We start from the raw sequence: 25,414 nt of genomic DNA, 5'->3' as shown, positions 1-25,414 counted from the left end.
AGCTTCCTTCGGCTTCAACTCTCACGCCGCGTTTGGCGTTGACACCGTGCTCACGGAACTTCGCCAGAACGACCGGCGGGTGGTCCCGCAAAGTGCGCTCATCAAGCGGCGTTGCATCGAGCTTGGGTATCAACCTGACACCGTGATTCTGGCGTCGTCGGCGTTGGAATCTTTCCTGGCAGAGCGCCAGATCGGTGTCGCCAGCATCTCGTCATTGGTCAGTCGCCTGAGAGGGGAGTCGTCCAGCCAAGACGAAGAGCTCGAATACGACGAGGATGAGCTATTCGACCCTACCGACGAGGCGTTCGGACCGATCCTTCTAGATGGATTGGCTGCGGCGGCTAGTAAGGGCAATGCCCTGGCTCACTACGCGCTGGCGCTGATACACGCCCCTGACGATGAAGACGACCCGGACGCTGGAAGCTCCTATTGGTACTCTCAGGGGCAGCAGGGCCGTGTCCTGACGGGGGTGGAAAAGGAGTGGGCCGAAGCCCACGAGGCTCGTCTCGCTCAAGCCGAGAAGTACTCGCGGCACCTGAGGGAGGCCAGTCGACTGGGGAATCAGGATGCACTTCTCGACTTGGCGGATCGATTTGACGATCCGTCCTTCTTCGAGCAGCCGCGCCACGGCGTCGATGCTGACCCAGCAGCGATTGCGGCGATCGCAGAACGCATGGGCCGCACTTCAGACGCCAAGCATTGGCTGACGCTGGCTGCCGAGAGGGGAGATACGGACGCCATGCTCCAGCTCATCGAGGATTACGACCACGGGGACCTGGAGAGATGCTGGAAGTGGGTGTACCTCTCCCGGCTGGTCGGAACGGATCTGACCCAGGACGCGCATTACGCGATCAACGAAGACGGTTCGGACTACGACGATGACGTCGGCGGTCCAGCCTATGTCGCAGGTCGTGACGGGGTAGATCTTGAACCGCTTGCTCCGGAGCAAGACACCACTGCCAGGCTCGCTGCGCAGAAACTGTTTGAACAGATCGAACAGAACGCAGGGTAGGTCTGCTGGCTCTACGCGAGGGCCGTTTGCCCACTCTGGTGGCCAATGCCGCAATCCAACCGCTTGATTCGTCCGCGCGTAACTCTTTGATCTGTATGGCGCTGACTTATGGCCTTTGCGGACTTCGGGTCAGTTTCAGGGAGCGAGGTCGTAGCGAGGAATGGCCAGGAGAGAGTGGAATGTGGCCCGGAACGGGCTGAGAGTCTGACCGGCGTAGTCCGCAGGCTTCCGCAGGAACCCCCAAGAACACGCGGGAACCGGCGCGATCGGGCAAGAAAAAACCCCAACCGAGAGTGGTTGGGGTTTGAATATTGGTGGAGGCGGGGGGAGTTGAACCCCCGTCCGCCAGCACTCCATCCGCGGCTCTACATGTTTAGATCCGTTTATTGGTTTAACTCATATCAGCCCAACAGGCAGGACGATACAAGCGATCCTGTAAAGTTTTAGCAGCGCCGCCCCAGGCTTGCTTTGCTGCGATCCAGTTCTGTATGACGGGCTTTAACGCGGTACTGGCACCTTGTTAGAGACCGTTAGCAGCGATTAAGCTGCTAAAGCGTAAGAATCGTCGTTTGCGACTATTCAAGTACAGCTTTGGATTAACGTGATTGGCTGTCATCACGACATGCACCTTGGGCTTTGTTACCAGCGTCGAATCCATAACGCCCCCGGTCGCTTAACTTTGAGCTCTTCTTGCGAAGGCTACTCATAGGTCAGCGAGTGGGGCTATTGTAGGGATTCAGTGAGTGAGAGTCACGCGTATTTTTAGGCTAAAAACTGCTCAGCTTATACGCTGAGGTATTTTTGCACTAAATCTTCGTTTAAATCTGCAATGGGGCCAGTAGCAACGACGCTGCCTTTTTCCATAATGAAAAAATCATCGGCCACGCGGCGCGCGAATGGCAATTTTTGCTCTACCAACAATACGGTGAGGCCAAGTTCCCGGTTGAGTTTGCGGATCACGTCGCCTATATCGCGCACAATGTTGGGTTGAATGCCTTCGGTGGGTTCGTCCAAGATTAATAATTTGGGGTCGAGCACGAGCGCACGGCCAATGGCGAGTTGTTGTTGCTGGCCGCCCGATAAATCGCCACCGCGACGATGTTTCATTTCTTTTAACACAGGGAACAATTCGTAAATTTGTGATGGAATGGATTTGGCATTGTCTTTACGCGCACCGAGCGAAATTTTTAAATTTTCCTCCACGGTTAACAGCGGAAAAATCTCGCGGCCTTGTGGCACAAAACCAATACCGGCACGTGCGCGGGCTTCGGTAGAAAATTTGTTGATTGTTTCGCTGTTAAATTCAATGGTGCCATCGCGCACGGGCAGTATTCCCGTTACGCATTTTAAAAGGGTGGTTTTGCCTACGCCGTTGCGCCCGATTAAACAGCCGCAGGTACCTTCTTTTAAGTTGAGCGACAAGTCCCACAGAATATGGCTTTGGCCGTAGTATTGATTGATGTTTTTAATGTTGAGCACGCTAATTCTTCTCCAGTCTTTGTTATTCGCCCAAATAGACTTCAATCACTTTTGGATCGTTTTGCACTTGATCCATGGTGCCTTCGGTAAGCACTGAGCCTTGGTGCAATACAGTTACTTTGCGGGCAATCGAACGCACAAACTTCATGTCGTGTTCCACCACGATTACAGAATGTTTTCCTGCTAGTGACGTTAACAGCTCCGCCGTTTTTTCGGTTTCTTCACCGGTCATGCCCGCAACAGGTTCGTCTACCAGCAGCACTCTTGGGCTTTGCATTAGCAACATGCCAATTTCCAACCATTGCTTTTGTCCGTGCGAAAGTGAGCCTGCGTTTTTGTGGCGTAATTCTTTGAGGCCGATTTGTACCAGCACTTCATCGATACGAAATTTTTGTTCGCCGGTTAAGACTTTCGTGAGAGTCCACCACACGGCTTTGTTAGATGCAGTTGCCAATTCCAAATTTTCGTAAACGGTGAGCGCTTCAAAAATGGTTGGCTTTTGGAATTTGCGACCAATACCCCCGCGTGCAATTTGGTGTTCCGATAATTCCAGCAAATTAATTTGCTGGCCAAAATAAACGCTACCGGCATCGGGTTTTGTTTTGCCGGTAATCACATCCATCATGGTGGTTTTGCCCGCGCCATTGGGGCCAATAATGCAGCGCAGTTCGCCGTCATCCACATAAAGGTTCAAATTATTAAGCGCGCGGAAGCCATCAAAACTAACGGTAACGCCTTCAACATACAAAATGGTGCGCTTACTGGTATCAAGCGGTGCGCCGAAGTTATCAACATCTTTCCCAAAGCCAGTGGGTGCGTTGGTAAAGTCAGGGTCTTTAACGGGCAGCGCTTGTTTTGCGTGAGCAAGAATATTCATTATTTTTCCTCCGCTAAAACTTGGGTGGCTGGTGTTTCGGTTTTTGCGTCTTCAGGCTTTATATTTTCAGGTGTGTTATCACTCGCTTCGTCATCAAGCGCTTCGTGTGCTGATTCAGATTTTTTGGAGCGACCGAATAAACCAACCAAACCTTTGGGTAAAACCAATGTAACTATGACGAAGAGCGCGCCCAGTGCGAATAACCAAGTTTCTGGTGAGTATGAAGTGAAAAGCGTTTTACCGTAGTTAACTGTGAATGCACCCACAACCGCACCATACAAAGTGCCGCGACCTCCCGTTGCGACCCAAACCACTAATTCAATGGAATTAAGCGGCGAGAATTCACCGGGGTTAATAATGCCAACTTGCGGAACATAAAGCGCACCTGCAATGCCTGCGAGTACAGATGAGAATACAAAAATCCATAACTTGTACGATTCAACTTTATAGCCGCAAAAACGCGTGCGGCTTTCTGCATCGCGAATAGAAATTACAATACGGCCAAAGCGTGAGGTTACAATGTAGCGGCACGCCAAATATGCAACGAGTAAAGCAACACCTGAACACATGAACAACACAATGCGAGTTGAGTCTGCTGCGATGGGCGCGCCGAGAATATCTTTAAAATCGGTTAAACCGTTGTTGCCACCAAAACCCATTTCGTTGCGGAAGAAGGCGAGCATCAATGCATAGGTTAAGGCTTGGGTGATGATAGAAAAGTAAACGCCGGTAACACGTGAACGGAACGCGAGCCAACCGAATACAAACGCGAGCAAGCCGGGAACCAATATCACCATCAGCAACGCGAAACCAAAAGAATCGAAACCATGCCAGTACCAAGGTAAATGATCCCAATTTAAGAACACCATAAAATCTGGCAGTTCCGGGTTACCGTACTGACCGCGCGCGCCAATCTGACGCATTAAATACATGCCCATCGCATAACCGCCCAAGGAAAAAAACGCACCTTGGCCGAGCGATAAAATACCGCAGTAACCCCAAATCAAATCAACCGATAAAGCGAGCAGGGCGTAGCACAAAAATTTACCGAGAAGCGTCACGGTAAACGTTGAAAGATGGAAAACTGATGATGCAGGTACCACAAGGTTTAAAATGGGTACCACTACCAGCATAAGCGCGATGAGCGCCAACACAATGGCTCCGCCGCGATCATTTAACAGTAAGCGTTTTGTTAGCATTAGGTTATCTCAATTAAATTAGTATCAACTCTAGGAATGGGGTTTGGTTGAGCATTAATCCGCCGCCGCACGACCTTTTTGCGGGAACATGCCTTTGGGTTTTTTCTGAATAAACAAAATCAACAAAACCAATACCAATACTTTTGCGAGTACCGCACCCGCGTAAGGCTCTAAAAATTTGTTGATAATGCCCAAGCCCATTGCGCTTACAAGCGTGCCCCACAAGTTGCCCACACCGCCAAATACCACGACCATGAATGAATCGATAATGTAGGCTTGGCCGAGGTTTGGCCCCACATTGGTTAATTGCGAGAGTGCAACGCCAGCTACACCGGCAATGCCAGAACCTAAACCGAAGGTAAGTGCATCTACCCAACTTGCGCGTACGCCAACCGCGCGCGCCATGGTTCGGTTTTGCGAAACGGCGCGAACTTTTAAACCGAGAGACGTTTTCTTCAAAATAAGTTGCAACAAAATAAAGACCAGCACGCCAAAAATTAAAATGTACAAGCGGTTATAGGTGATGGATAACACGGGATTGATCACCATGGAGCCACTCATCCACTCCGGCAGACTTACGGCGCGGTTGAGTGGAGTGAAAATACTGCGTGCTGCTTGTTGTAATATCAAACTTAAACCGAAAGTGGCGAGCAATGTTTCCAGCGGTCTGCCGTATAAAAAGCGAATTACACCGCGCTCTATGGCAACGCCGACTGCGCCTGCAACTAAAAATGCAGTGGGAACGGCAATCAATAAACTGTACGCAATGTGGTTTGGAAAAACTTGTTGGATAACCCAAGTCGTGTAAGCACCAATCATCATGAGCTCACCATGAGCCATGTTGATAACACCCATAACACCGAAGGTAATGGCGAGGCCAATGGCAGAAAGTAAAAGTACAGAACCCAAACTCAAACCAAAAAACACAGTCTCTGCCAAGCGATAATAGCTGATGCTATTTTCAATCGACTTTAATGCGGATATGGCGGTGTTACGTACGGCTTGGCTTTCGTCAGCGGTGGAAGCTTCTGTTAATGCACTGCGTGCTTCTGGTTCCAGTGAGCCGCGCAATTTATCGACTGCGCTCATACGCACTTTTTCATCTGAATCTTTCAGTTGAAACAAGGCGAGGGCAATATTCATGGATGATTGAATGCTTTTATTTTTTTCTGTTTGTACTTTCTCTGCAAGGATCGCGGCGCTTTCGGCGTCCAATCCATCCGCTAATAAACGTTTAACAGCGGTGAGGCGAACAGTTTCATCTTCACTGCCCAAATTTAATTGTGCCAACAAACTGCGCAACTGGTTGCGGAGGCTGTTGTTCACAGGAATTTTTTTAAAGTTGCTGATGTCGTTGCTAACAGCACTTTGTGAAATAGCATCAAAGTAGTTACCGGTATCATTTTTGATGGCAACTTTATTTAAGGTTGAATCAAAATATAAATTGCCTTGCTCGAGTGCGGCAATAATGGTGGTGCTACGTGGATCTTTTAATGCGGCTAATTTTTTAACCGTTTCGGCGCGCTCAGACAAACTGCCGGTTGCCAGGTATTGCACCAAGCCTGCAAAGTCAGTCGGGGCTTGTACTGGTGCTTCTTCAGTTTGTGCGAAGCTTGCTAGGGCTAGGCACATTAGTGCTGCGGCAGTTATGAATTTATAAAAACGTGAAAGAACAATCATCATGGCGTGCCTAAAAATTTGTGCGTAATTGACTAACAGATAAACGGGGTACTAGTTGTGTATCGTCGTATTCAATGGTCCTCCTCACCGAAGTGAGGAGGACATCGGTTTTACTTAGCGGCAGCACCTAAACATTTTTTGGTTTTGGTGTTGTAGTTACCGCACTTCAAGGTTACCCAGTCAGATTCCAAATCTTTACTGCCTTCCAAGTAGTCAGACCATGCATCGCCTGGAACTAATGGAGTTGAAGATACAGTCAGGAATTGGCCATCTTCTTGGATTTCGCCAATTAATACTGGCTTGGTGATGTGGTGGTTTGGCAACATTTTGCTTACGCCACCAGTCAGGTTTGGTTGTTCCATACCAATGATGGCTTCAGTAACTTTGTTGGTGTCAGTGGTGCCAGCTTTTTGTACTGCTTTAACCCACATATTGAAACCAATGTAAGTTGCTTCCATTGGGTCGTTGGTTACGCGTTTTGGATTTTTGATAAAGGCTTTCCATTTAGCGATGAACTCTTTGTTAGCGGCTGATTCACTGCTCATGAAGTAGTTCCATGCAGCCAAGTGACCAACGAGAGGCTTGGTATCCAAACCAGAAAGTTCTTCTTCACCTACAGAGAATGCAACTACTGGGATATCTGTTGCGCTCACTTTTTGGTTGCCTAATTCGCGATAGAAAGGAACGTTAGCATCACCGTTAATGGTAGAAACCACAGCAGTCTTTTTACCGGCAGAACCAAACTTTTTAATATCAGATACAATGTTTTGCCAATCTGAGTGACCGAATGGTGTGTAGTTGATCATGATGTCTTCTTGTTTAACGCCTTTTGCTTTCAAATAGGCTTCAAGAATTTTGTTGGTGGTGCGTGGGTAAACATAGTCAGTACCTGCAAGTACCCAACGTTTTACCTTGCCTTCTTTCATCAAGTAATCAACCGCTGGAATCGCTTGTTGGTTTGGTGCAGCACCGGTGTAGAACACGTTTTTAGAAGATTCTTCACCTTCGTATTGCACTGGGTAGAAGAGAATGCCGTTGAGTTCTTCTACAACTGGCAGAACTGATTTACGTGATACAGAAGTCCAGCAACCGAAAATTGCTGCCACTTTATCTTTTTCCAAAAGCTCACGGGTTTTTTCCGCAAACAATGGCCAGTTTGACGCTGGGTCAACCACAACAGGCTCCAGTTTCTTGCCAAGCAAACCACCTTTTTTGTTTTGCTCGTCAATCAACATTAACACTGTGTCTTTCAGTGTGGTTTCAGAAATCGCCATAGTGCCTGACAGTGAGTGCAACACACCGACTTTAATGGTGTCTGCAGCGTACGCACTGAATGATGCGATGCTTAAGCCGGCGGCGATACCGAGTGCCCCGACATGTTTTGCTATTGATTTTAGCTTCATGGGTCTATCTCCGATTTATTGCTCAGTAGGTTAGGTTTACAACATATTTTGAGTTAAAGAATCACTCGATTGCTTCCGGTACTGCGGGCGTATGTCGCCAACTATTTGTAAACAACAAAACTTTCTTCCCTGACGGCTTGCACCGCTTTGTTGCTATTTGTTTAAAACAAATTCTATTCATCCGCTTGCATATTTTTGGCTTCGTAAAGCATATGCAGTGTTATTTTGCGAACCTCTGCTTTGCTGGCCTCTATATGCGTTTTTAAATAACTGCGAACATCTTCGGTTCTGCGTTCAATAATGGTTCGCAGAATTTTTGCGTGTTCCTCGTAAGTAGCCTCTATGCGTGGTTTTTGCGTGAAATCAATTCTGCGAACGATGCGTAAGCGCTCGGTAATATCATGGTGTATGCGCGCCATTTCCGTATTACCGGTTGCTTCAACCAGTTGTTCGTGAAAACGTTCATCCAAACCCGAAACGGTTGGGCCGTCCTCTAATCTGTCTTCTGGTTTTACTAGCCAAATACGCTTCAAATCTTCCAGGTTTGGTGCCGGTTCCATTTCGCACAATTTCTTAACGGCTGCCAGTTCCAACACAATCCTTACATCGTAGAGTTGTTCAAATTGGTTAAAGTCAAACGGCTTTACTTGCCAACCGCTGCGAAATGAAACATCCACAAAGCCTTCGCGTTGCAAGCGTGTTAAGGCTTCTCTTACTGGAGTACGGCTCGCTTCAACACGCTCGGCAATTTCGTTTTCGCTGAATCTGTCGCCGGGCAATAACCGAAACGTAAAAATATCCTGCTTTATTTGTTGATAAATTCGCTCCGTTAAATTTGGGCGAGGCTCATCTGCCTTTTTCTTTTTGTCATTTTTAATTAATTTCATAACATCTTCCGAGTAGTGGGACGATTTGAACCGCCCCTTTTGTGAGTCTTACTTTCTCGTCTTCTTCGATGTCTGCTTTTAATTTTTTAAGAGCTAATTATTTAGCTTTCTTCAAGCACTACCAGTAAATCGCCCGCGTTAACCTGCTTGCCGGGTGCGCAGTGAATTGAACTCACTTTCGCTGCACGGTCGGCGTAGACTGAAAACTCCATTTTCATTGCTTCAACAATTAACAAAGGCTGATCGGGTTCTACCAATTGGCCTGGCTCTACGAGTAGCTTCCAAATATTTCCGCTGATATCTGCTGTTACCGCGTGGCCGTCTACATCAATTGGCCCGGTATTGGTTTTAACTTGCAGAGCTGCGTCAACTTGCGCTTGCTCGTCTGCTTGCCACAAGGCAACTTCTTGTGTAAACGCGGCTTGTTGTTTGGTTTTAAATTCCGCAATGCTGGCGGCATTGTCTTGCAGGAATTTTTCGTGCTCGGCTAGGCTGAAGAAACTTTCTTCTATACGAAGGTTTAATTTTCCTTCGCGGAAAGCTTCACGCTGTGCGGTGAGTTCTTCTTCGGTGACTTCGTAATAGCGAACGCGGTCAAAGAATTTGAGTAACCAAGGCTCACCATTTTCAAAATCAGAATTTTTCAGGAATTTGTTCCAAATCGGTAAGGTGCGCCCCACCAGTTGATAGCCGCCGGGTGAATCCATGCCGTAAATGCACATGTAAACACCACCAATGCCTACAGTGCCTTCGGCTGTGTAAGTGCGTGCTGGGTTGTACTTGGATGTTAATAAGCGGTGGCGTGGGTCAACCGGAACCGCACAAGGTGCACCGAGATAAACATCACCCAATCCGAGTACCATGTAACTGGTATCGAAAATGATTTGTTTAACTTGCGCAACAGAATCGAGCCCGTTAATACGACGCATAAATTCTGTATTGCTCGGCAACCAAGGTGCGGTGTCGCGAACGGATTGGCGATAGCGTGACACGGCATCCAGTGTTGCCGAATCTTCAAACGCCATGGGCATATAAACAATGCGGCTGGGTACTTTTACATCGCGTGCATCGGTTAAGGTTTCTTCAATAACCAGTAATTTTGCGATCAAATCTTGTTGGTGAATGACACGGCTGTCATAATTAATTTGAAGCGAACGAACGCCAGGTGATAATTCGATCACGCCTTTAATAGGATTAGCTTTTAATGCTTCCATTAATGCGTACACACGTAAGCGCAAGCTAAGCTCTAAAATGTTATCGCCGTACTCCAGCAAAATATATTTGTCGCCCGCTTGGCGGTAGCTGACGAGTGGGCGATTACCCGATGCCGGCAGCGCTGCCACTATGCATTCAGAAATAGTATTTGCAGGTGCAACTACGGCAGGCAAAACTAATTCTGCTGGCGCGGTTAGCGTTTCGATAGATTTATCAGCCGCTAATTCCAGCGCGAGTGCTGCATCGAAACTTAAACGCTTGAAGCGAATTTTGTCGCCGGGTTTTACTTGGCCAACTTTCCACAATTCTGCTTTTACGATGGTGACAGGGCAAACAAACCCGCCGAGACTTGGGCCATCTTTAGTGAGAATAACGGGCATGTCGCCGGTAAAATTGATGGATCCAATTGCGTATTCAGTGTCGTGAATGTTGGATGGATGCAAACCGGCTTCGCCACCATCGCTACGAGTCCAGGTGGGCTTTGGTCCATTCAAACGAATGCCTAGGCGGTTAGAGTTGTAATGCACTTCCCACGCTGTTGAGAAGAACATGTCGATTGCATCTTGTGTGAAAAAATCGGGCGCGCCATGGGGGCCGTAGAGCACACCAATTTCCCATTCGCCATTTGTGGGGTAGCTTGGAATAAGCGCGGTAGGTGCGGCAGCCGGTGTGAAACTCGGTGCTGGTGTGGTGCATGCAGGAATTTCAGGATTGCTAACCGCAAGCATATCGGTTGCGCGCAGAGTGCGGCCTGCGTGACCACCGAATTGACCTAATGCGAAAGTTGAACGGCTGCCTAAGTAAACAGGAACATCAAAACCATTGCGTACGGCGAGATAACTTCTGCAACCAGATTCTGCTTTGCCCACGTCAAGAATTTGTCCGGCTTTTACGGGAACCGGTGCCCAGAATGGAATTAATTCACCATCTAATTTCGCAGGCGATTTCGCGCCGGTAATCGCAATTACGGCATCGCTATGGAAACGTAGCTTTGGCCCAACCAAGGTAATTTCCAACGCAGCAGCACTTTCATGGTTGCCCACAATGCGGTTTGCCAAACGAAATGCGTAATCATCCATAGGGCCTGAAGGTGGAACGCCCACACTCCAAAGACCTACGCGGCCTGGGTAATCTTGAATGCTGGTGTAAGTACCTGGCTGCAATACTTCAACAACCGGTGCATTGTACTCGAAGCTCGCGAGTTTGTTGGTGGCGACATCGCCATTGCCAAAAAAATCAGATGCAATAATTTGGCGTAAATAATCCAAATTGGTTGCAATGCCAGCCATACGCGTTTCGTTGAGTGCTGCTTGCATTTTTTTAATCGCATCAGCACGATCACTGCCATGCACAATAATTTTTGCGATCATGGGGTCGTAGTAGGGCGATACTTCAGTGCCCGTTGAAACCCAAGTGTCGTTGCGCGCGGAATCTGAAAATAGAACGTCGGTTAATACGCCGGGCGATGGTTGGAAATCGCGCACGGGATCTTCCGCGTACAAGCGCACTTCAATGGCTGCGCCTTTGGGTGTGATATCTATATCAAAAGACGGTGGCATGCCGGCCGCGGTTAAAATCATCCATTCAACCAAATCAACGCCAGTGCAGGCTTCGGTGATGGGGTGTTCTACCTGCAGACGAGTGTTTACTTCTAGAAAATAAAACGCATCGCGCGCAGCATCATAAATATATTCCACTGTACCCGCTGAGCGATATTTAACGGCTTCGCCCAAACTTTGCGATGCAGCTAATAATTTCTCGCGTGTTGCGGCGGGTAAATTAGGTGCGGGTGTCTCTTCAACCACTTTTTGGTTGCGGCGTTGCAAAGAACAATCGCGTTCGCCTAATGCCAATACCTTGCCTAAACCATCACCAAAAATTTGAACTTCTACGTGACGCGCGTTATCCACAAAGCGTTCAAGGAATACACCGCTATCGCTAAAAAAGTTTTGCCCGAGGCGTTTTACGCTTTCATAGGCGTTAACTAATTCTTCTTCGCTGTTGCAGCGTGTTAAACCAATGCCACCGCCACCTGCGGTGCTTTTTAGCATAACGGGGTAACCCAACTTAGCGGCTGCCGCTGTTGCTTCTTCCAACGAATTTAATAAGCCAGTACCGGGTGTTAAAGGCACGCCTGCTTTTTCGGCAATTTCACGTGAGGTATGTTTTAAACCGAATTGACGCATTTGATCCGGAGTAGGACCGCAGAATGCAATACCCTCTGCTTCACATTGCTCCGCAAATTTTGCGTTTTCCGAAAGGAAGCCGTAACCGGGAATAATTGCTTGCGCGCCGGTCTCTTTGGCAGCGGCAAGAATACGATCAGCTTGTAAATAACTTTCTGCTGCTGTGTTTCCACCTAAACAAACGGCGACATCGCACGCGGTAACGTGTGCTGAGTTACGGTCGGCATCAGAATAAATCGCTACCGATTTAACGCCCATTTTCTTTAAGGTTTTGGCGATGCGAACGGCGATTTCGCCACGGTTTGCAATCAATACGGTATGAAACATGTTCTTCTCCGATTTTAATTTTTTTAAACCCCCTCCCAACCTCCCCCTTAAAAAGGGGGAGGAGTTAGCCCCCTCCTCTTTTCAAGGGGAGGGCTGGGGTGGGGTTAATTTTTCTGCAGCGATTTGATGTAAGCGCGCCAGCCGCCCATATGTGTAATATCAGTGGCGCCTTCGACAGCGGCACCTTCGCAAATAAAACCTTTTACTTCGCGACCATCTTTCAAGCTGAGTGTGCCTATACCAAGCGGTGCAGGAATAAGCGCAACAAAACTGCCGAAGTGCTGAAGGGGTACATCCCACAACTCCACAATAATTTCTGCACCGGTTTCACCTGCTTTGGTGCGAATTAATCCGGGCTTGGGTGGTGTGGTATTCGGCAATGCAAAAAGACGATAGGAATCTGCAGTGAAAGTGCTTTCAACAAAAAGCGCTTTGCGTTCTTGCAATTGAATATTCAGCGGCATTCCAGTTAGGTGCGCACCCACAACGGCGAGTCGCACATAACCTGTTGGCGCTGTTGTTGGTGCATTAAATTTCGGTGCGGATTTTTGTGTATTGCCGAGCGGTAATTGAATGAAGTTTTGCCATTGTTTACCAAAAGCGGCGAGCGCTGCGTCTTGCCACGCGGGCGCAATTAAGGTGATACCAAATGGCAAGCCATCCGCCCGCATTACTGCGGGGAGGGCGAGCGCTGAGCAATCTGCAAGGTTTACAAAATTCGTGTAAGTGCCGAGTTGGCTGTTGACTTCAACGGGTGCTGCTTCTACTTCTGCAATGGTTGGGTGACGCGGTGAAGTTGGAACCAAAAGCGCGTCAAATCCGCTCATGAGTGTTTGAATTTCGCGCGCTAAATCTGCGCGACGATACTCACCACGGTAAGCATCAGTTGCGGAAAAACCTTCGGCTTTTTCGATAATGCCGCGTACAACAGAATTCATATCGTCCGCGTGTTCGGCCATAAAATCAGCAACAACCGCGTGGCGTTCTGCTACCCACGCGCCACCGTAAAGAAGCTTGGCGAGTGTGAACATGGGTGTGAAATCAATTTCGATGAGTTCTGCACCCACGGCTTCTAATTGTGTAAGCGATGATTCCCACGCGGCTTGCGATTGTTCGTCGCCGAACCACTCAGGTGATTGGGGAATAGCGAAACGGGGTTTGCTCGGAAAGTAAGTGGCTGGTGCTGGCGCAATGCGTGAGTAGCCATCTTTACTGTCAAATGCGTCGAGAACATTTGCAACGGTTTCTGCATCTGCAACGGTGAGCGAAAAAATAGAAACGCAATCAAGACTGCGGCATGCAGGTACAACGCCGCTAGTACTAAAGCGCCCTTTGGTGGGTTTCAATCCAACAATATTGTTAAAGCCAGCGGGAATGCGGCCTGAGCCTGCGGTATCAGTGCCCAAGCTAAAAGGGACAAGTCCGCGTGCAACGGTCACGCCCGAACCCGAACTTGAGCCACCAGAAACGTAATTGGCCTTAAAAGAGTTGGGCACGGCACCGTAAGGTGACCGCGTGCCCACAAGACCAGTAGCAAATTGATCAAGGTTTGTTTTACCTAGCACAATCGCGCCTGCTGCTTTGAGGCGCGCGATAGTGGTGGCATCTTCACCTGGAATGTAGGTAAATGCAGGGCAAGCAGCTGTGGTTGGAATGCCTGCTACATCAATGTTGTCTTTAACTGCAAAAGGAACACCGTAGAGTGGAAGTTCGCTGGAAGGCAGCGCGTTAATTTGTGCGTCGAGCTCATCGGCAGAGAGAATATAAATCCAGGCGGGATCATTGGAATCCAGTTGATTGCGAAGAGAATGCAAAGCGTCGCGCACATTGATGGTTTGTGAGCGGTAAGCGTCTAACCATTCTGATATTGTCCAGCCCAAAGTGCTTGTCATTATTGTTCCTGCGTAAAAATCTTAAATACCATCTTGAATACAAGATTGCTTTTTTTGGATTTTGCAGTAACTATGCCAAGAAAAATCAGGCTCTAATAAAAGCCGTGTTACAATAAATAAACACAAGAAAAAACAATAAGTTAAATGACTTATAAAAATCTTGTTTTTTTAAAAATACAAGATGGATTTGAGTGCGGTGCGCTTATATTGTGCGAGACGAAATTTAAAAAGAGCTAAACTGGTGCGCCAGTTTGAATTTAATTTGATCAATTGAACCGCGAACAAGGTTGTTACACTTATGGCAATGAATTGGAATCAACTTCTCTGCGCAGAGCGCTTGGGGAAGCGTGTCGCTAAGCACGAAGAGGGGCGTTCACCTTTTCACTCTGATCACGACAAAATTATTTTCTCGGGCGCGTTCCGCCGCCTTGCGCGCAAAACCCAAGTTCATCCTCTCGCGACCAATGATCATATTCACAACCGCATGACTCATAGCTTGGAGGTCGCCTGCGTGGGGCGCACTTTGGGAATTCGCGTTGGGCAAGCCTTGAAAGATGCAGGTGATTTGCCGGATCACATTTGGCCCACTGATATTGGCGATATAGTCCAGGCGACGTGCCTTGCTCACGATATAGGCAACCCTCCCTTTGGCCACACAGGCGAAGATGCAATTCGCAGTTGGTTTCAAAAAGACGGCGCAGTGTTTTTGGAGGATTTGTCGCCCGAGGAGCGCGACGATATTCGTGTCTTTGAAGGTAACGCTCAAGGTCTGCGAGTTTTAACTACATCTGAATATCATCAGTATCACGAAGGCATGCGTCTAACCTACGCGACTCTCGCGTCTTCCATGAAGTACCCCTGGTGCTCTACGGCGACAGTGTTAAATCATCGCCCAAAAAATAATAAATATGGTGTATTTCAATCGGAGCTAGGTTATTTCCATGAAATTGCCGCAAAAACCGGTTTGATTGAAAAAGGAAAGAATTGGTATTGCCGTCATCCGCTTGTGTACTTGATGGAAGCCGCGGACGATTTTTGTTACGGCATTATTGATTTGGAAGATGGCCTTGAAATGGGCATTCTGAATTGGAATGAAATTTATGAACTATTGCGGCCAGTGATTGAAGATTCGCCGCAGCTGGCTGATTTGGAGCGCACACTTAAAAAAGTAAACGATGGCCGCAAACCTGCGTTAGTTCGCGGCAAAGTGATTGACGCATTTATTAATGCCGGCACTGATGCGTTTATCAAGCACCAAGATGCATTTTTGAACGGTAGTGTGGACGGCGATTTAATTTCGTTATGTGATCCTAAAGTAATGACTGCCGTACAAGCGGCCAAAGATTTGGCGAAACGAAAAATTTTTAATCATGCGCGTCGTGTTGAATTAGAAATAGGTGCTTACGCGGTCATAGGTACACTATTAAGCACAATTTGCGGTGCGGTTTACGCATCGCTCGGTGATCCAAAACAGATGACCTACAAAGATAATCGTGTCATGGCATTAATTGGCGACAATAATTTTCATCCCAACGTAAGTAAGCGTGAAAAAAATTACAAATACTTGGCGCTTATGGCGGTGATTGATTTTATCAGTGGTATGACCGACAACTACGCCACCAACCTTGCTAAACAATTTAATGGAATGGGCGATTCGCGCTACTAATATGGGAGCAGTCTACTCATTCTTCAGCACAAAAAAGAGTCTAAGTTTTGTTGTTGCCTTATTGGTTGTATTAGCAGCTTTTCCATTCTTTTTTTTAGGCGGCCCAACACCGGGGTCAACCAAACTTTTTTGCGCTCTGTGGGATTCAGGCCACATTATCTTTTTTGTGGTTTTAGCCTTTGTTTTTAGCAGGATATTTGATGTAAGCCGTTGGCGTATCTGTTTAGCAATGCTGGCCTGTGTATTTATCGGCGGCGGATTAATTGAGATTATCCAGGCGCAGGTTGGCCGGGATGGTAATTGGCAAGATTTGCTCAACGATTTGGCCGGTACCTCTATAGGTTTGTCTTGGTTTCGGCGCGCAAATAAATGGGTGTGGCGCGCACGTATAGTGTCGCTTTCTGCTTGCTTGCCGTTACTGATGTCTATTTCGGGCGAGTTGGCTGTACGAATCAACTCGTTCAATCAGTTTCCGCTGTTAGAGGGATTTGAATCTTCAATTGCAATGTACGGATTAAAAAATGCTCAGAGGTCTAGCGATTACCATAGTCAAGGTAGTTACTCGGCCAAAGTTCGGTTGGGTACAGGTGCTTATGGGGGTATTTCCTTTACTCGCTTGACCCGCGATTGGAGTTCCTACAAAAAATTTAATATTGATATCTATAACCCGGATTCGCTGCAGCTCAACATGATGTTGCGCGTAAATGATGTGCAACATGATACCAGTGGCTGGGTAGATTCAGATCGTTTTAACAAACAGATAAGTCTTGCGTCGGGGTGGAACCACTTACAATTTTCGTTGGATGAAATTAAACAGGGGCCTGCCACTCGATCTATGGATTTAACGCAGGTTTCTGAAGTTATTTTGTACGCAAAACAGTTGCCGCAAGCGCGCGTTATTTATATAGATAATATTCGGTTAGAATAAGGTTCAAAGATATTCAGCTATCTACAAAAATAATGGCTCTCCAAAATATAACAACTGTTAAGGAACATCTTATGAATAACTCCAATCTAATTAAGCAGTGCTTATTAGCGGTTTGCTTTTGTTTATGCGTTACACCAGCGGTTGCTACTACGAAAATATCAGGTGGTGATAAACACTTGCAATACACTGGTCGCGTTGATTTTACATCTCCACAACAACCACAAATATCTTGGCCCGGTACTTCGATTGCCGGAAATTTTACCGGCCAATCTTTGGCTTTTACGCTTGATGATCAGCTTGGCAAAAACTTTTTTAATGTCTTTATTGATGGCGATCTTCAACACCCTATTATCATTCAGGCGGAAAAGGGTGAAAAAACCTATGTGGTAGCGGATAAGTTGGCTGAAGGTAAGCATAGTTTTCTTTTTACCAAGCGCACCGAGGGAGAGGAGGGGGGCACTACAATTAAAGGTATTGAGCTGGCAGATCACGCGAAGTTATTAGCACCGCCGCCACGCTTAAAGCGTAAGATCGAATTTTTTGGCGATTCGATTACAAGCGGTATGGCGAACGAGTCTCCTGATGACGGCCCGGATCATTTGCCGAAAGATAAAAATAATTTTATGGCATACGATGCGATTGCTGCACGCGATCTCAATGCTGAGTTGCACGTAACATCACAAAGCGGCATTGGTGTTATGGTTAGCTGGTTTCCGTTTATTATGCCCCAGTTTTACGATCAGCTCAGCGCGGTGGGGAATAACGATACGCAATGGAATTTCTCCAGTTGGATACCTGATGTGGTCGTTATTAATCTATTTCAAAATGATGCTTGGTTGACAGATCGCGAACATCGTCTGAATCCTAATCCAAACGATGAACAGCGCATTCAAGCCTATATAGATTTTGTAAAAACGATTCGTGGTAAATATCCCAAGGCTTACATTGTTTGCGCACTAGGAAGTATGGATGCAACCAAAGCAGGATCAAAATGGCCGGGGTATGTCACGACAGCCGTCGAGCGCATGAAGCAAGAAAATCCGAGTGAAAATAAAAAAATGGATACGCTGTTTTTTGAATTCACTGGCTATGAAGCTCATCCACGCGTGAAGCAGCACCAGGCTAACGCAGCCAAATTGACAGCTTTGATTAAACAAAAAATGAATTGGTAAGTCACCGCAGTGGCCAGCTAACAAGGTATAGCGATGCGTTTTATTTACACCCTGATTTTTTACTGCTCAATTCCGTTCGTTATGTTGCGCTTATTGTGGCGTGCTATGGCAGCACCTGCGTATGCTAAACGGTGGAGTGAACGCTTCGCTTTTATCAAGCCCCTCGTTACGAACAAAAAAGTAGTTTGGTTTCACACGGTTTCTGTGGGTGAGTTTATCGCCGCTCTGCCACTGATTCGTCAGTTACAAGCGAAGGATGATTTGCAGCTGGTCATCACCACTACAACACCTACGGGTTCTGAACGTGTTCGCGCAAGTTTGGGTGATAGCGTTTATCACGTTTATGCGCCATATGATTTGCCAGATGTGCTTGTGCGTTTTATTCGCCGCATCAAGCCTTCATTGTTACTGATTATGGAAACAGAACTTTGGCCAAATACTATTGCAGCCTGCGCCAAACGCAAGATTCCAACGTTATTGGTAAACGGGCGCATGTCTGAAAAGTCCGCTCGTGGATACGAAAAGTTTTCAGGCCTGACTGCCCCTATGCTGCACGAATTAACTAAAGGTTTGGTTCAGAATAAAACCGATGCGGCACGTTTTCATCGAATTGGATTGCCTACCGGAAATACCGAAGTCACGGGTAACATCAAGTTCGATTTAACCTTGAGCGACGAGTTGCGTCTCAATGCCCAACGGTTAAAAGAAGAATGGTCAGAGCATGGAAAATATGTGGTCTGGATCGCCGCCAGCACCCATCAGGGCGAAGATGAAATTATTTTGGATGCCTTCGGTCGGCTGAAAAAAAATCTCACGGATCAATATGTGCGGTTGGTGCTGGTTCCTCGTCACCCAGAGCGATTCAACACTGTTGCGAGTTTGTGCGGTAACCGTGGTTATATGGTTTCTCGTCGCAGCGAAAAATCCGTTGCTCCCGGAACAGATATCATCCTCGGCGATACCATGGGCGAATTGTTGCTAATGTTTGGCGCTAGCGATATTGCGTTTGTAGGCGGAAGTTTAGTCCCTAACGGCGGCCACAATTTTATTGAACCTGCCGCTTGGGCCTTACCTTTGTTGAGTGGCGCGCATGTGTTTAATTTTGCGGAAGTCGCCGGTTTGTTAGAAACCGCAAATGCGCTGCAATTAGTGCCTGATTCAGAGCTGGCTGCTGCTGTTGAAGTTTTGGTGAAAGATAGTCACGCACGAGCGAACCGAGGTGCAGCTGCTTTACAGGTCGCCAATGAAAATCGCGGTGCTTTGGAAAAAACCTTAAAGATAATTGAACAGTTTTTATAAATGTCGATACGAAAAAAAACCGCGCTTAGCGCGGTTTTTTTATTTCCGAGAGATTACTTCTCGTATTTGGAGCGGAGAACAGGGGCGCCTTCTTGCAACCACTTATCCACTTCTTGTACGTCTGCTGGGGTCAGCATACCGGCAACTTCGCGCAACTTAATGGTATCAATCACGTAGTCGTAAAGCGCGTTCGAGTAATCGCGACGAGCTTGGTACAGCTTGCTTTGCGCTTGCAATACTTCAACTAAGTTGCGGGTACCCACTTCGTAACCCGCTTGGGTCGCTTCCAGCGCACTTTGGTTTGAAATCGTGGCTTGTTTACGTGCGGTTACGCGCGCCACATCTGTTTCCACGGACAAGTGTAATGCGCGGGCATTTTGAATAGTGTTGCGTTGTGTGCTGTTGTATTGCTCTTGCGCTTGCAGGCCCAAAGATACTGCTTGGCGAGCGAGGCTGGACGTACGCAATCCACTGAAAATCGGAATATTTACACCCACGCTAACAGATGAACCTTTGTTCTCGTTTTCGAAAGGATTGTTTTCAAAATCACCGTCAGTATTTCTCTTCGTACGACCCAAGCTGGCGGTAACAGTTGGTAAGAAATCAGCCCGTGCGGAATCTGCGCTGTTTGCAGCGGCTTCAGCGTTAAATTTAGATGCCTTCAGGTTGTAGTTATTTTTCAGCGCAAAATTAACCCACTCGGCGCGGTCAGCAGGAACCGGCGCGACAACTGGGAATTTTTCTGACAAGGGAGCGATTTGATCTTCGGGTTTGCCTGTTAACACTTCCAGAGCTTCGTAGCTAATACTCAAGCTGCCGCGAGCTTCTAGTGTTGCTGCCAGAGCACTGTCATAAGCCGCTTGTGCTTCGTGAACATCAGTAATTGCAACAAGGCCTACATCAAAACGTTGTTTCACTTGATCAAGTTGATGTGCGAACGCATTTTGTTCCGCAATGCTTGTTTCCAATTTATCCACAGAACGCAAAACATTAAAGTAAGCGCTGGCCACGCGAACAATCAGGCTTTGTTGATCGGCGCCAAACAGGGCTTCTGCCTGCTCGCTCAGTTTTTGACCGCGTTTGTAGTCATACCATGCGGACATGTTAAACAGCGGTTGGTCTAAGGTAATACCCCAGTCTTTAGCTTTGGTGTTGGTTTCGCCATTACGGCCCAGGTTGGTGGGTATATCTTTGTAATCACTTTTACCATCGGAGTAGTTGTAGCGAGCATTCACTTGTGGAAGCAGGCCAGCGCGAGCAATAGCTGCGTATTCTTTGCCTGCTTCATAGCTAGCGGTATTGGCTTTCATTTGTGCATCGTTTTTGAGTGCAAGCTCATAAATGTCCAGAAGGGTGTTCGCACTGGCTCCAAAAGGCGCTAACGCAAGTAAACCAATAGCCAGGCAAAGCTTTGACTTTTTCATAGAGAACGACTCTTTCATAAAAAATCCTGAGGGTAAAAGATTCCGAGATAACTTGATAAAAAGTAAGGTAAAAAAATGTACAGCCGTGGCTGCAAAATGTCCGTAAGCCCTAGCTTAGACGCGGCTTCACAGCCTTTGGATTCACCCTTAAATGAGAAAGGCCGAGTTTAGCGGGTTGGCTGTGACCGGTCGAGCTTTGGAACTGAAATCAACAAGTTAAAAAGGGTAAACACTTGTGCCCAACGGGTGTAGTTACAAATGTAAGCGGCTTGCAAGACTAAATTCACAAGGTGGCAGTTTGAAGGCGGCAGCGGTTGAGCATAAGTTTGGGTTGGTCTAAATGACTAGGCTATAAGACGTTGCAATTGCTTTACACCCCCCGCCCAGTTCAATAGACTGCGAGGCTTCTTGTCGGGGTGCTTTTGTCAAATTAAGCTGAGATATACCCGCAGACCTGATCCGGTTAGTACCGGCGTAGGGAACGAGAGCTCCTTTGGCAATGTGCCGCCCTCTCTTTTCCGCGCCATAGATCTTCAAAGCGGAAACCCCATGAATTCGATCCAACCCACGCCCATTGCAATGACTATCGCCGGTAGCGACAGCGGTGGTGGTGCGGGTATTCAGGCGGATCTCAAAACCTTTGCGGCCTTGGGTGTTTACGGTTGTAGCGCAATCAGCTCGCTCACGGCGCAAAATACGCAAGGCGTGCAGGGTGTGTTCCCTGTTCCGCCTGAATTTGTGCAGGCACAGATCAAATCGGTGCTGAGCGATATTAAGGTCGGTGCCATTAAAACCGGCATGTTGGCGACGGCGGATATTATTCAGGCTGTTGCGGAATCCTTGGCAGAGAATCAGATTCCCTTGGTGCTTGATCCTGTGATGGTCGCCACCAGCGGTGACAGACTCTTGGCCGAAGACGCTATTAGCACGCTCATCAATCGATTGATTCCGCGTGCGACAATTCTGACCCCAAATTTATTGGAGGCAGCGGCGCTTTTAGCTGCACCTGTAGCCAGTTCAATCGCTGAAATGGAGCTGCAAGCCCGAAGTCTGTTAGCGATGGGAGCACAAGCCGTTCTAGTCAAAGGTGGGCACGGCAGTGGCTACGATGCAACGGATTTGTTGCTAACCAGTACGGGGGTAGAGCTTTTTAGCGCGCAGCGCATAGACACTAAAAACACCCACGGTACAGGTTGTACCTTGGCCTCAGCCATTGCGGCGGGGTTGGCTAAAAATTTGAGCTCGCGCGATGCAGTCGCGCAAGCTAAAGACTATTTACACAATGCGTTATTGCATTCAAACGAATTAACAATTGGGCAGGGCTCTGGTCCTGTTCATCATTTTTATAAGTTTTATTAGCACCCTCTCCCCAGCCCCTCTCCCGTCAAGGGAGAGGGGAGTTAGTGCATCGCGCGCGAGTTCAAGGCTTGCGAGCCTCTGTTTCCCTCTCCCCTTGCGGGAGAGGGGTAGGGAGAGGGGTAAAATTTTCAACAAAGAGAAACAACCATGAACAGCAGCGTAGAAAAAATTCTGAGCGAAAGTGCACAAGTAGACCAAGCTTCCGTGCAGCCCTTCACCGGCTCACAAAAAATGTATGTGGAAGGCTCTCGCCCAGACATTCGTGTGCCCATGCGTGAAATTACGCTGGCCGACACTCCCACCGATTTTGGCGGCGAAAAAAATCCACCGGTGCGTGTATACGACACCTCTGGTCCATACACCGATCCCAACGTAAAAATCGATTTGCGCACCGGTTTGCCGGATGTTCGCACTGCCTGGATTGAAGAGCGCAATGACACTGAAATATTGGATGAAAGCCATTCCGCATTTACCAACGAACGCTTGAATGATCCGAAACTCGCAGCCTTGCGTTTTAACCTTACGCGCAAGCCACGCCGCGCAAAACTTGGTATGAACGTATCGCAAATGCACTACGCGAAACGCGGCATCATTACTCCCGAAATGGAATACATCGCTATCCGTGAAAACATGGCGCTGGCGCAAGCTCGTGAGCTTGGCATTTTGGATGAACAACACAAAGGCATGAGTTTTGGTGCAAGTATTCCCGACGAAATTACGCCGGAATTTGTGCGCAGTGAAGTAGCGCGCGGTCGTGCGATTATTCCCGCGAATATTAACCACCCCGAAGTTGAGCCGATGATTATTGGCCGTAATTTCCTCGTGAAAATTAACGGCAATATTGGCAATTCCGCGCTCGGTTCTTCCATTGAAGAAGAAGTTGAAAAACTCACGTGGGGCGCGCGTTGGGGTGCAGATACGGTAATGGATTTGTCTACCGGTAAAAACATTCACGAAACCCGCGAGTGGATCATTCGCAATTCACACGTACCTATTGGTACTGTACCTATTTATCAAGCACTCGAAAAAGTTAACGGCATTGCCGAAGATTTAACTTGGGAAATTTTCCGCGATACTTTGATTGAACAAGCAGAGCAGGGCGTTGACTACTTCACTATCCACGCTGGCGTTTTATTGCGTTATGTTCCACTCACAGCCAAACGTGTAACCGGTATTGTTTCGCGCGGTGGTTCGATTATGGCTAAGTGGTGTCTTGCGCATCACAAAGAAAATTTCCTCTACACCCACTTCGAAGAAATTTGTGAAATCATGAAAGCTTACGATGTGAGTTTTTCATTGGGCGATGGTTTGCGTCCGGGTTCAATTGCCGATGCAAACGACGAAGCACAATTCGGTGAATTGGAAACCCTTGGCGAGTTAACAAAAATTGCGTGGAAGCATGATGTACAAGTCATGATTGAAGGCCCCGGCCACGTGCCCATGCATATGATTAAAGAGAACATGGAAAAGCAATTGGAAGTGTGTGATGAAGCACCTTTCTACACGCTTGGCCCATTGACGACCGACATCGCTCCCGGTTACGACCACATTACCTCCGGTATTGGCGCCGCTATGATTGGTTGGTATGGTTGCGCAATGCTCTGCTACGTAACCCCAAAAGAGCATTTAGGTTTGCCAAATAAAGATGATGTGAAAGAAGGCATCATCACCTACAAAATTGCAGCACACGCCGCAGATTTGGCGAAAGGTCACCCAGGTGCGCAGTTGCGTGACAACGCTTTGTCGAAAGCGCGTTTTGAATTCCGTTGGGAAGATCAATTTAATTTGGGGCTCGATCCTGACACGGCGCGTTCATATCACGACGAAACCCTGCCGAAAGAATCCGCCAAGGTTGCGCACTTCTGCTCTATGTGCGGCCCAAAATTCTGCTCCATGAAAATCACCCAAGAGGTGCGCGACTACGCTGCAAAAAATGGTACGGATATTTCTGTTATTGGCGAAAAAGACATTATCAAAATGATAGATGTTGAAGCCGAGATGCAGCAAAAATCTAAAGAATTTTTGGCCAAGGGCTCAGAAATTTATCATAAGGTTTAATCCTAACAACAACCAGTAGCCCGCTATTGAAAGCTACTGGTTGTTGCGAATGTGTAAAGTTGTCGAATAATTATGATTAAAAAACCACAGTTCAATTGCAACGACGTTGAAGTCCTTGGGCGTGAAACGCTCTACGAACGTTTTTTTCGCGTTGAAAAAATTAGCCTTCGCCATAAACTTTTTAAAGGTGGGTGGAGTAAAAACATGAACCGCGAGATTTTTTTGCGCGGTAATGCGGTTGCCGTTGTTCTTTATGACCCTGTTCATGATTTGATTGGGTTGATTGAGCAATTCCGTGTGGGTGCAATGGACGAAGCGAACGGCCCATGGTTGTATGAAGTTGTTGCCGGAATGGTAGAAGAAGGTGAAGAACCCGAAGCGGTTGCACGACGCGAACTTATAGAAGAAGCTAATGTAACTCCCTACCACTTGGAGTTTATTTGCGATTTCCTATCCAGCCCTGGTGGCAGTGATGAAAAGCTTTTCCTTTATTGTGCCTTAAGCGATTTAACCAGCGCTGGCGGTATTCACGGTTTAGCAGATGAAAATGAAGATATTAACTTGCATTGTTTCGCGGCTGACGACGTGTTTGCCGAATTATTAGGTGGAAGCTTCAATAACGCAGCCGCACTTATTTGTTTGCAATGGTTACAAATGAATCGTGAGCGCCTACGTAAAATTCACGGCCAAGAATAAATCCATTTTCTGATTGACTTAACCGCGAGTCTGGCTAACACTTCAGTAAACAACCGATACAGGCGAGTCGATCCGAATTTGCCTGTACGCACTTCTTAACATCAGTTGCCAGAACCTATGTATAGATTGGGCTTTGCTAAATCCTCACCTGCGCCGGTCGCTTATCGTGAGCGCTACAAAGTTGACTTGCCATCGCAAATGGCAGAGTGCGAAGCTAACTACTTTCGTTTGCAAAAACTTCTGGTGCAACATTTTCAAAAGCCTGTTGCGCAACAGCAGGGCGATCAAAACCGTTTTATGGTCAGTAAGGGTGCCCAACAATGGCTGGTTGATTTGAATATTGTTGAACGTTCGCCTTACACCACAACCTTACAAATGGCTCACACGGCTGGTACGACAGCTGTATCAAACTGGCTACACTTGCCGAAACTTACGGTACGCATGTATCACGATGCAAAACTTGCCGAAGTGCTGGCGTGGGAGGGACACAAGCGTCTGCGTCCGCGTTACGACTATCCGAATCAAGCCATGTACCAAAGAGACGAAAAATTGCAAATCAACCATTTTTTAGGAGAACTGCTGACTCGCTGTTTGAGTCATGGTTATGAAATGGATGAGATTATCAATTTCACAAAAATCTAAAGAGCAAAGTAAA

At 47.4% G+C, this 25,414-nt stretch carries 18 protein-coding genes, 1 other RNA gene and 1 riboswitch; of the genes, 9 read left to right on the top strand and 10 right to left on the bottom strand.

Features of this window, described 5'->3' with window-relative positions:
- A partial coding sequence (locus U1F02_RS03960; protein WP_409989047.1) for a hypothetical protein occupies nucleotides 1-1,012 on the top strand: 1,012 nt, incomplete at its 5' end.
- Between the two features lie 312 nt (nucleotides 1,013-1,324).
- Here U1F02_RS03960 and ssrA read toward each other — a convergent pair.
- The 9 genes from ssrA to atzF form a co-directional block, all read right to left on the bottom strand.
- Nucleotides 1,325-1,679, bottom strand: a transfer-messenger RNA (tmRNA) gene (ssrA, locus tag U1F02_RS03955).
- 116 nt (nucleotides 1,680-1,795) lie between these two features.
- Nucleotides 1,796-2,491 (bottom strand): urea ABC transporter ATP-binding subunit UrtE, encoded by a 696-nt coding sequence (gene urtE, locus U1F02_RS03950; protein WP_409989046.1) that lies wholly within the window; start codon nucleotides 2,489-2,491, stop codon nucleotides 1,796-1,798.
- A 22-nt stretch (nucleotides 2,492-2,513) separates the two neighbouring features.
- On the bottom strand, nucleotides 2,514-3,368 hold the full coding sequence (gene urtD, locus U1F02_RS03945) for an urea ABC transporter ATP-binding protein UrtD (protein WP_409989045.1): 855 nt from the start codon (nucleotides 3,366-3,368) through the stop codon (nucleotides 2,514-2,516).
- Nucleotides 3,368-4,567, bottom strand: a complete 1,200-nt coding sequence (gene urtC, locus U1F02_RS03940; RefSeq protein ID WP_409989044.1) for an urea ABC transporter permease subunit UrtC — start codon at nucleotides 4,565-4,567, stop codon at nucleotides 3,368-3,370. The genes urtD and urtC overlap by 1 nt, the downstream gene beginning before the upstream one ends.
- 54 nt (nucleotides 4,568-4,621) lie before the next feature.
- The gene (gene urtB, locus U1F02_RS03935; RefSeq protein WP_409989043.1) at nucleotides 4,622-6,250 is read right to left on the bottom strand and encodes an urea ABC transporter permease subunit UrtB; all 1,629 of its coding nucleotides are present in this window, start codon (nucleotides 6,248-6,250) and stop codon (nucleotides 4,622-4,624) included.
- Between the two features lie 107 nt (nucleotides 6,251-6,357).
- Nucleotides 6,358-7,650 (bottom strand): urea ABC transporter substrate-binding protein, encoded by a 1,293-nt coding sequence (gene urtA, locus U1F02_RS03930; protein WP_409989042.1) that lies wholly within the window; start codon nucleotides 7,648-7,650, stop codon nucleotides 6,358-6,360.
- Between the two features lie 173 nt (nucleotides 7,651-7,823).
- Nucleotides 7,824-8,537, bottom strand: a complete 714-nt coding sequence (locus U1F02_RS03925) for a GntR family transcriptional regulator (protein WP_409989041.1) — start codon at nucleotides 8,535-8,537, stop codon at nucleotides 7,824-7,826.
- A 101-nt stretch (nucleotides 8,538-8,638) separates the two neighbouring features.
- Nucleotides 8,639-12,265 (bottom strand): urea carboxylase, encoded by a 3,627-nt coding sequence (gene uca, locus U1F02_RS03920; protein WP_409989040.1) that lies wholly within the window; start codon nucleotides 12,263-12,265, stop codon nucleotides 8,639-8,641.
- Between the two features lie 104 nt (nucleotides 12,266-12,369).
- Nucleotides 12,370-14,157, bottom strand: coding sequence for an allophanate hydrolase (gene atzF, locus U1F02_RS03915; RefSeq protein ID WP_409989039.1), 1,788 nt, complete (start codon nucleotides 14,155-14,157; stop codon nucleotides 12,370-12,372).
- A 298-nt stretch (nucleotides 14,158-14,455) separates the two neighbouring features.
- Here atzF and U1F02_RS03910 point away from each other — a divergent pair, with 298 nt between their 5' ends.
- The 4 genes from U1F02_RS03910 to waaA all read left to right on the top strand — a co-directional run bounded on the left by U1F02_RS03910 (nucleotide 14,456) and on the right by waaA (nucleotide 19,222).
- Entirely contained in the window at nucleotides 14,456-15,823 is a 1,368-nt protein-coding gene (locus U1F02_RS03910; RefSeq protein WP_409989038.1) for a deoxyguanosinetriphosphate triphosphohydrolase, read from the top strand.
- A 1-nt stretch (nucleotide 15,824) separates the two neighbouring features.
- The gene (locus tag U1F02_RS03905) at nucleotides 15,825-16,751 is read left to right on the top strand and encodes a VanZ family protein (protein WP_409989037.1); all 927 of its coding nucleotides are present in this window, start codon (nucleotides 15,825-15,827) and stop codon (nucleotides 16,749-16,751) included.
- 71 nt (nucleotides 16,752-16,822) lie between these two features.
- Nucleotides 16,823-17,923: an SGNH/GDSL hydrolase family protein gene (locus tag U1F02_RS03900; RefSeq protein ID WP_409989036.1), complete on the top strand. Its 1,101-nt coding sequence runs from the start codon at nucleotides 16,823-16,825 to the stop codon at nucleotides 17,921-17,923.
- A 33-nt stretch (nucleotides 17,924-17,956) separates the two neighbouring features.
- Complete coding sequence (gene waaA / locus U1F02_RS03895; protein WP_409989035.1) at nucleotides 17,957-19,222, top strand: lipid IV(A) 3-deoxy-D-manno-octulosonic acid transferase; 1,266 nt, start codon at nucleotides 17,957-17,959, stop codon at nucleotides 19,220-19,222.
- A 53-nt stretch (nucleotides 19,223-19,275) separates the two neighbouring features.
- Here waaA and U1F02_RS03890 read toward each other — a convergent pair whose 3' ends face one another.
- Nucleotides 19,276-20,646: a TolC family outer membrane protein gene (locus U1F02_RS03890; protein ID WP_409989034.1), complete on the bottom strand. Its 1,371-nt coding sequence runs from the start codon at nucleotides 20,644-20,646 to the stop codon at nucleotides 19,276-19,278.
- Between the two features lie 402 nt (nucleotides 20,647-21,048).
- Nucleotides 21,049-21,144, top strand: a riboswitch (TPP riboswitch).
- Between the two features lie 51 nt (nucleotides 21,145-21,195).
- On the opposite strand from U1F02_RS03890, the gene thiD reads away from it, so the two are divergent.
- The 4 genes from thiD to U1F02_RS03870 all read left to right on the top strand — a co-directional run bounded on the left by thiD (nucleotide 21,196) and on the right by U1F02_RS03870 (nucleotide 25,401).
- On the top strand, nucleotides 21,196-22,005 hold the full coding sequence (gene thiD, locus U1F02_RS03885) for a bifunctional hydroxymethylpyrimidine kinase/phosphomethylpyrimidine kinase (RefSeq protein WP_409989033.1): 810 nt from the start codon (nucleotides 21,196-21,198) through the stop codon (nucleotides 22,003-22,005).
- 147 nt (nucleotides 22,006-22,152) lie between these two features.
- Nucleotides 22,153-24,063: a phosphomethylpyrimidine synthase ThiC gene (gene thiC, locus U1F02_RS03880; RefSeq protein ID WP_409989032.1), complete on the top strand. Its 1,911-nt coding sequence runs from the start codon at nucleotides 22,153-22,155 to the stop codon at nucleotides 24,061-24,063.
- A gap of 72 nt (nucleotides 24,064-24,135) precedes the next feature.
- Nucleotides 24,136-24,759: an NUDIX domain-containing protein gene (locus tag U1F02_RS03875; RefSeq protein WP_409989031.1), complete on the top strand. Its 624-nt coding sequence runs from the start codon at nucleotides 24,136-24,138 to the stop codon at nucleotides 24,757-24,759.
- A 117-nt stretch (nucleotides 24,760-24,876) separates the two neighbouring features.
- A complete protein-coding gene (locus U1F02_RS03870; protein ID WP_409989030.1) occupies nucleotides 24,877-25,401 on the top strand; it encodes a DUF1249 domain-containing protein in 525 nt (174 codons plus the stop codon).
- Nucleotides 25,402-25,414: the final 13 nt, after the last annotated feature.

The sequence above is a fragment of the Cellvibrio sp. genome (assembly GCF_046347455.1).
Classification (GTDB): Bacteria; Pseudomonadota; Gammaproteobacteria; order Pseudomonadales; family Cellvibrionaceae; genus Cellvibrio.
Note: the sequence above shows the minus strand (reverse complement) of the source record. Positions and strands in the feature narration are given on the sequence as shown.

What these genes read in the sequence shown, in the direction of transcription:
- urtD (WP_409989045.1), bottom strand. Translation starts at nt 3,368, where the DNA reads ATGAATATTCTTGCTCACGCAAAACAAGCGCTGCCCGTTAAAGACCCT.
- urtC (WP_409989044.1), bottom strand. Translation starts at nt 4,567, where the DNA reads ATGCTAACAAAACGCTTACTGTTAAATGATCGCGGCGGAGCCATTGTG.
- urtB (WP_409989043.1), bottom strand. Translation starts at nt 6,250, where the DNA reads ATGATGATTGTTCTTTCACGTTTTTATAAATTCATAACTGCCGCAGCA.
- urtA (WP_409989042.1), bottom strand. Translation starts at nt 7,650, where the DNA reads ATGAAGCTAAAATCAATAGCAAAACATGTCGGGGCACTCGGTATCGCC.
- U1F02_RS03925 (WP_409989041.1), bottom strand. Translation starts at nt 8,537, where the DNA reads ATGAAATTAATTAAAAATGACAAAAAGAAAAAGGCAGATGAGCCTCGC.
- uca (WP_409989040.1), bottom strand. Translation starts at nt 12,265, where the DNA reads ATGTTTCATACCGTATTGATTGCAAACCGTGGCGAAATCGCCGTTCGC.
- atzF (WP_409989039.1), bottom strand. Translation starts at nt 14,157, where the DNA reads ATGACAAGCACTTTGGGCTGGACAATATCAGAATGGTTAGACGCTTAC.
- U1F02_RS03910 (WP_409989038.1), top strand. Translation starts at nt 14,456, where the DNA reads ATGGCAATGAATTGGAATCAACTTCTCTGCGCAGAGCGCTTGGGGAAG.
- U1F02_RS03905 (WP_409989037.1), top strand. Translation starts at nt 15,825, where the DNA reads ATGGGAGCAGTCTACTCATTCTTCAGCACAAAAAAGAGTCTAAGTTTT.
- U1F02_RS03900 (WP_409989036.1), top strand. Translation starts at nt 16,823, where the DNA reads ATGAATAACTCCAATCTAATTAAGCAGTGCTTATTAGCGGTTTGCTTT.
- waaA (WP_409989035.1), top strand. Translation starts at nt 17,957, where the DNA reads ATGCGTTTTATTTACACCCTGATTTTTTACTGCTCAATTCCGTTCGTT.
- U1F02_RS03890 (WP_409989034.1), bottom strand. Translation starts at nt 20,646, where the DNA reads ATGAAAAAGTCAAAGCTTTGCCTGGCTATTGGTTTACTTGCGTTAGCG.
- thiD (WP_409989033.1), top strand. Translation starts at nt 21,196, where the DNA reads ATGAATTCGATCCAACCCACGCCCATTGCAATGACTATCGCCGGTAGC.
- thiC (WP_409989032.1), top strand. Translation starts at nt 22,153, where the DNA reads ATGAACAGCAGCGTAGAAAAAATTCTGAGCGAAAGTGCACAAGTAGAC.
- U1F02_RS03875 (WP_409989031.1), top strand. Translation starts at nt 24,136, where the DNA reads ATGATTAAAAAACCACAGTTCAATTGCAACGACGTTGAAGTCCTTGGG.
- U1F02_RS03870 (WP_409989030.1), top strand. Translation starts at nt 24,877, where the DNA reads ATGTATAGATTGGGCTTTGCTAAATCCTCACCTGCGCCGGTCGCTTAT.